At 55.4% G+C, this 6,923-nt stretch carries 4 protein-coding genes; 1 reads left to right on the top strand and 3 read right to left on the bottom strand.

Annotated elements, in window-relative coordinates; all coding sequences use genetic code 11:
• Nucleotides 1-174: 174 nt before the first annotated feature.
• The 3 genes from FKG94_RS24355 to FKG94_RS24340 form a co-directional block, all read right to left on the bottom strand.
• Entirely contained in the window at nt 175-1,959 is a 1,785-nt protein-coding gene (locus tag FKG94_RS24355) for a TolB family protein (protein WP_142929563.1), read from the bottom strand.
• 914 nt (nt 1,960-2,873) lie between these two features.
• Nucleotides 2,874-3,755: a hypothetical protein gene (locus FKG94_RS24345; RefSeq protein ID WP_142929561.1), complete on the bottom strand. Its 882-nt coding sequence runs from the start codon at nt 3,753-3,755 to the stop codon at nt 2,874-2,876.
• 442 nt (nt 3,756-4,197) lie between these two features.
• A complete protein-coding gene (locus tag FKG94_RS24340; RefSeq protein WP_142929560.1) occupies nt 4,198-4,785 on the bottom strand; it encodes an HNH endonuclease in 588 nt (195 codons plus the stop codon).
• 633 nt (nt 4,786-5,418) lie between these two features.
• On the opposite strand from FKG94_RS24340, the gene FKG94_RS24335 reads away from it, so the two are divergent.
• Nucleotides 5,419-6,882 (top strand): PQQ-dependent sugar dehydrogenase, encoded by a 1,464-nt coding sequence (locus FKG94_RS24335; protein WP_142929559.1) that lies wholly within the window; start codon nt 5,419-5,421, stop codon nt 6,880-6,882.
• Nucleotides 6,883-6,923: the final 41 nt, after the last annotated feature.

Raw genomic sequence — 6,923 nt, 5'->3', positions numbered from 1 at the left:
GGGGTGGGGGTTTTTTATTTATCAACCCTGAACTCTGTTTTAAACTTAAAACCCCCCCCGACCCCTTCGAGACCCCTTCGAGGGGTTCCACCCCCACCGCCGACGGCACCTGTACAGACTCACTCCGATCTTTCTTTCCAGGCATCAGCGTAAATCTGTACGAGTACCGACAACTTACAACTCTCCCACTTGGCAAGCTCGACCATCTGCCCCTGTAACCGCCACACAAAGAGCCCTGTCATCACCGGTCAACGAACCGGACAAATCGAAGCTTTCATTGTTGTCCTCACCCAGATCAATCCCATGCACTTTATACATCGTATCCACTTCATCATCGGCCAGATAGACCAACTGATGGGCGTTAGGCTCCGGTAGCCAGCGAAAATCAATCACGTCACCCACAATATCTCCGCCATCGTCGCCATCGTTTTGCGCCAGGTCTTCGGAGACCAACATATGGTCGCTACCGCCACTCTCAGTCGCATACAATCGAAACACTCCCTCCCGCTCAGCTAGATAGGCTACGAAAGCGCCATCGGCTGACACCATAAAGTCCCATACATTGCCAATACCCTCGAAATCCGGCGGGGCCTGATCCAAGCCATCGGAGAGATGGCTGGTTTCGGCACCACCGGCATCGACTCGATACAATTTCGTAGTTGCAGCCCCACCAACAGCTTCGTGAATGGCCCGATAAACGAGGGCATCGCCATCCGGCATCCAGGCAAAGCCACGCACATCGGAGATCTCTCCTTTTTGAGTCAGCACCGGACCGCCGGAAACCTTGGCAGGTTCATCAGCAGGGCTTTTAAATACATAGAGCTCATCAACTCCATCCTCTTCCTGATCAACCAGGTAGGCTATATCAGTTCCGTTCGGCGCCCAGTTGTATCGTTTTACACTGCTGAAAACCATGGCTCCAGCATCCGCAGTCGCAGCGATCGTCATGGCCTCTACCACCGGATTTTCTTCCTCGACCGGCAAGAAGTCGGGATTGACCTTGAAACCGTCCTGGCCCTCAAAGTCGGCAATAAACAACTCGTAAGCCCCTTCTTGTCCAAAATCAGCTCGAAAAGCCAGCGTGTTACCATCGGAGCTCCACTTGAAGTCGGCCACACTTCCGGCAATCTCCTCAAAGCCCTCCGAAATATCACCAGAGACTTCGTGAGTAAAAAAGCTCTCGACAGCAAACGAATACAGCCTATCAAAACCACCGGGCTGCTCACCGGCGGTGTAGGCTAATTTCGGTTCAGCACTATCGGGGGACCAACTGACTTGATCGACGGATAAATCGTCAGAGCTTATATCCTCCACCACGTCGAAGTCAGGCCCGATCGCCAGATACAGCACCCACGGATCAAGCGCTTCACTTCGACTCTTATAAACCACATATTCGCTATTCGGGCCCCACCATGCACAAGTATCACTGACAAAATGAGTGGAGACCCTCGTACCGCCTTTCTCATCACCACGATTTACGACATACAGACTCCGCGGATCACCTTCGACTTTAACGCAGTATGCCAACCGCTCACTATCCCCGGACCATACATAGGAGACAACCTCTCCGCCGGCTATGGAAACTAACGCTGAGTCACCGCCATTGTGAATATCCACTACATATAATTGCCAGGGCGACAACGGGTCGGGGCGACCTTTGTAGGCGGCAAAGTTACCGTCCGGTGAAATTGCGGCGTCTGCAATTTCCAACACGGTATTGTCAGACAAGCGAACTGCGACACTATCGGCATCAACGGTCGCCTTATATAGATCAGTAATTTCAGTCTCAACATTATTGGCAAGAAAGATCAGGAGCCCTCCCGCTTCACTCAAAGAAGGCGCAGGGGGGCTGGTAACTCCACCGCCTCCGCCACCACCGCAGCCAAAAACAACCAGCGTGCCTACCAAAAGAAAAAACAACTTCGCTATACGATAAAAACTGATCGATTTCTCAAACATATACTTATCTCACTCCACCTTATGACCAATGACATGTTGGAATTGCCGGGCATATTAATTTGCGTCGCCGGACAATCAAGAATTTTTCTCAGCACTCTTCAAATAAGTTCAGGTAGCAGTAACAGTGTTTTGAGAGAAAACAGGACAGGCTGCCAAGATGAAATCTTTGCGATCAAAGACAAGGTGGGGAGCAGCGAAAAGTTTCAAAGAATAAGAAAGGAATTCATTTTCTGATAATTATAAAAAACGTCGGCAAATTTTACGCCGGAAAACTTTACGCCGAAAAAATTGACAACATTTCGAAGGCGGTATTTTTTTCAAGAGACAACCTCGCTCGCCTTCACAATCGCCAGTAACAGTGCAATAACGTCTTTCTTCAAATCGATACCTGCGCCACAGAAGCATCCTTTGCATTCTAAACATCAGCCATACCCGGCGTTACGGCCAACTTTAAAGTTCGGGCTTTGTCACAGGCAGCGTGTTGCGTGTGCAATGGGCAGCCGTCGGGACAGACATAGCATGCTATACAGCGGCTCAAACCGTGACAGGCGTCACAGTTTTGCATATGGCTTTCACGTTGCCTGTCCTACGGTATTTATCGATAGACCCAGCGCTTTTGTATTAATATTTTCGAGAACCGGGCCCCTGAGCTTGTGTGACAGACGCCGCCAAAATTGCCATTGCGGCAATCTTGATATTCTGGCCTATTTTTAATCTCGCCACTTGCAACCATGGTGATGGAGGTTTGCCGATTTCGCCAACTGCAATCTGCAAGCCGCCGGGGTCGGACTCGACTGCGGCCTGCTTGGGTTGCCGCTTTATTTCTGCAATCACTTGCGGTGTTGCGCAATAGCCTGTCGGCTAGGCGCAGGCCTGATATCCTGCCAGGTACTTACCGCTGAGTTAAAACGGCGCTAGCGATGGGAAGATTTCATATAAACCCAATTGTCCTCACCGGCAGCGCAGACAATCAGGCGATCGGTAAGCGGGTTGCATTGCTTTATTTCTTCGGGCAGGCGGTCGTTGTATTTCGCTTTAATGCTCATACCGGCTTTATCTTTTTTCAGAAAACTGAACATGGTTTCAAACCGCGCGGCAAAATCTTCTCCCTGTTGGCTCAGGGTTTCATGGGTGTAAAAAAATTTAGTAAACGACATGGTGGCGCCACCCAGACCAATTTCCAACATCTTTTCGATATAGCGCCGATAGCTGCCGGAGAGATGTTGCACCAACGCGCCCCGATCACCGGGTTTACCTCGATAAGGCTTTAACCCCATTTGGTTTTGCTCCGACAGCACGCCTTTGGCAAGTTCGCTGTTCTGTCGGTTTAGCGCCAATTCATAACGGGTCTTACCGCAGACAATCACGGTGCGTTGCAATCGGCAAGTCGCAGCCAGCGAAGCATCGGCCGGCTCCCGCTTGCGTTCGGGACGGCGCGGGGAAGCTACTTGTTTTGGTGCTGTGGTGCTGGTTTTTTTCTCGCCTGTGGCAGACTTTGCCGGTGCCGTGGGTTTGGCGGCGACACGTTTCGGCTTGGCCGGTTTCTTCGGTTGCGGCAACTTTATTCCCAACTTTGCGGCAGGGCGGCGCAGCAGCAGAGCCTGCACTCGAGCATCGTTGCGGCGAAAATCTTCCAGGCGGGGCAAGCTGCCGCCGGCCCCCTTGGCTTTAACTTCGCAGAAAATCTCCTCGTAGCGACTGCGGGCCTGCTCTGCACATTGATTCTGCGCCAGGCTCCAGGGCGCATAAAAGACGGAGGCCAGCAGCCACAAGCGGGCGGCATGTGTGCTTATCATCGTTGCAGCATAACAGTTACGCCGGGGGAATAAATATGCGCCCCGCCCGTCTATGAACAGCGTCACAGCACATTGGGGCAACAGTTAACACCGGTCAGGCGAAGAGAGAAAAATGCTTAAACTGCAAGGACCCGACTTGATCAAGAAAAAGCATCGAGAAGATCTCAAAGGCAACACATTGCGCCAATAGCAAAAATGGCAAGTAGCACCTCCCGCGGCGGCACGATGCGGGGACAGGTTTTACCTGTCCCCCTAGAATGGTGCCACTCCCCTTTCTTGAGGCACCACTTCCAGTGGCACGGTGCGGGGACAGGTTTTACCTGTCCCCTTAGAATGGTGCCACTCCCCTTTCATGAGGCACCGTACCACCGGAGGATCGAACCCGGAACACACCGTGCCACTGAATTGAAGAAGTGCCGGAATACGACGGGACCCGTTTGACTCAGCCCTTATGGCGACTGTGCCTGGAAAACTGCGGCCGCAAAAATTCCATTTGGTCGCCGCGAATACGCTTGTTATTGATCAGCGCCAGATACTCAGCGGTGTTGGGCCGATAGGGCAGGGCAATCAACTCCATATCGATCTCCGATAACAGATGATTACCTTTGTGCTGGTTGCAGCGGCGACAGGCAGCCACCACATTTACCCAGCGGTCTTTACCGCCACGACTGGTAGGCAGCACATGGTCGCGCGACAGACCCGCGGCGGTGAAATATTTACCGCAGTAAAGACACTGGTAATCATCCCGGGCAAACAGGGCCGCATTGGTCAGCGGCGGCACCATGCGCACCTGGGCCATGCGGCTGCCACCGCAGGCGATAATGGCCGGCAACTCTATCGCAGTCCGCAACCCCGATAGCCGCGAGCGGCCCCCGTACACCTTGCGCACTATCCCGCCGAGGCTCCAGCAAACCAGTTCGCGGGCGTGCAGACACACGGCCTCCTTCCAGTGCAGCCACTCGATAGGCTGCCCCGCCAGGTTCAGGCGCAATATTCTCGCATCTGTGGGCGTATCGGGGCTTGATATCATGGCTGAGCATCACTCCATGGGGCGGTCGGCTGTCTGTGCAGCCGGGTGGCGCGGTCACAGTGAGAATACCTTCCGGCACTGCCGGTCGGGGCTCGAAACAAGGAAATGAAGGTACTGAAATAGCCGGGGGTTGCAGAGATGAGTCGGCCTTCCAACCGCCGCCCTGCGTGCGGTGGCAACCTGGCGTATACTTTGTTAGCCAAGGCAGCGAATTCAGCCAACCGGGGCTTGTCCGGACTAACCCTTTTGAAAGCAGATCACCTGTATGTCAACCGAGCTACACCGCCCATCTTAGGTGATTGAACCTATTAGTCAACAGTAAAAAACCGCGATAGCATCCCACTACCGCGGCGTTCTCACAGGATTTTAAAGCACCCGTGGTCCATTGGGTATTATCTGGCATAGCTCCGTCTTAATCCTTGCCGCCGTCCGTGGGCATGCATCCCTGACACCGCCTATTATTGTGAATCCGGCCTGGCGCGAATAGTGGCAGATGTCGCTTTTCTTTGTAGGATATATCTCACAAGCCGATCCGCCGGCAGCGGTGGCGAAACCGCCGGATGTCTATGACTGGCCGCCCGCAGCCGCTATTATTTGCACTCCCGCACTGACCTGACAAACTGAGGACTCCCAATGGGCGCTCTGCTTCGCACCGGAAAACTGCTCGGCTGGCTGTGTTTATTGGCGATCGCCGGCTTGGCAGGCCTGCTGTTGCTGTTTCCCTCCAGCCTCGGGGTCAGTATTCCCTGGGGCCAGATTATCGGCGCCGAGCTCGATCGGGAAGCCACCCGGCAGCGGCTGCGGCTGGCGCCGGGGTTCCAATACAGCATTTACGCCGATCAGCTGCCGGGCGCGCGCCTGTTGCGCCTGGCTCCCAACGGTGATCTGCTGGTAAGCCAGCCCCGCGCCGGCCGCATCACGCTGCTATTGGCCGATCGCAACGGCGATGGCCAGGCCGATGGCAGCCGGATTCTGATCGAGGGCCTGACCCGGCCCCACGGTTTGGATTTTTACCAGGACTGGTTGTATATCGCCGAATCCGATGCGGTCGGCCGTGTCCGCTTCGATACCGCCACCGGTAACACCACCGGCGCCTACGAGCGGCTGCTAACCGGTCTCGGCGACAAGGGCAACCACTGGACCAAAACCCTGCGCCTGGGTCCGGACAACTGGTTTTACCTCACCAGCGGCTCGACCTGTAACGTCTGTATCGAGGAGGACCCGCAGCGGGCCACCATGCTGCGCTTTCGCCCGGACGGTTCCGAACTGAGCATTTACGCCAGCGGCCTGCGCAACGCCGTCGGCTTCGACTGGGCACCCTGGAACGGCCACCTCTACGCCACCGACAACGGCCGCGACTTTTTGGGGGACGACTTTCCACCCTGTGAGTTGAATCGCGTTGAACAGGGTCTTTTTTACGGCTGGCCCTACGCCAATGGCGACAATATACCCGATCCGGATTACGGCGCGGGTAACGCCGATAAAATTGCTACGGCCATTGCCCCGCGGCATGGCTTTCGCGCTCACACCGCACCATTGGGCATCACGTTTCTAGCCGATCCGACGTTGCCGTCCGCCTACCGCCGCTCCGCCCTGGTAGCACTGCACGGCTCCTGGAACCGTACCGAGAAAGACGGCTATGAAGTGGTGGCACTACACTGGGCGGAGGACGGCCGTATCAGCGAGCAACAGTTCTTTTGGGGCTTCGAGGAAGATGGCGATGTTATCGGGCGACCGGTCGATATCGCCGGGGACGGGGCCGGCTCAATTTTTGTCAGCGATGACTACGTCGGGGCGATCTATCGCATCTCCGCAGGCAGCGCCGCCGCGCCGGCAGCGACGTCGAACCAGACCCGGGGTACACTCGCTGAAGAACACTTTACACCGGCGCAAATCAGTGCCGGCCGGCAGCTCTATATCGATCAGGATTGTCAAAGCTGCCACCGCGAGCTGCCACTGGTGAACCTTCAAGCCCGATACGACAGCGGCGGCCTGGCCCGCTTTTTTGACGCTCCGACACCGCCGATGCCGCGGGTTAGCCTGAGCGAGCCACAAAAACTGGCGCTGGCCGCTTATCTACTCGCGGGCCCGGAGTGATCGGAACAACATGCCGACCACGACAGGTTGTTGACTCCCCG

The sequence above is a fragment of the Exilibacterium tricleocarpae genome (assembly GCF_007004655.1).
GTDB classification, from domain to species: Bacteria; Pseudomonadota; Gammaproteobacteria; order Pseudomonadales; family Cellvibrionaceae; genus Exilibacterium; species Exilibacterium tricleocarpae.
Note: the sequence above shows the minus strand (reverse complement) of the source record. Positions and strands in the feature narration are given on the sequence as shown.

Excerpts from the sequence above, each read along its gene's own strand:
- FKG94_RS24355 (WP_142929563.1), bottom strand. The coding sequence starts at position 1,959 with ATGTTTGAGAAATCGATCAGTTTTTATCGTATAGCGAAGTTGTTTTTT.
- FKG94_RS24345 (WP_142929561.1), bottom strand. The coding sequence starts at position 3,755 with ATGATAAGCACACATGCCGCCCGCTTGTGGCTGCTGGCCTCCGTCTTT.
- FKG94_RS24340 (WP_142929560.1), bottom strand. The coding sequence starts at position 4,785 with ATGATATCAAGCCCCGATACGCCCACAGATGCGAGAATATTGCGCCTG.
- FKG94_RS24335 (WP_142929559.1), top strand. The coding sequence starts at position 5,419 with ATGGGCGCTCTGCTTCGCACCGGAAAACTGCTCGGCTGGCTGTGTTTA.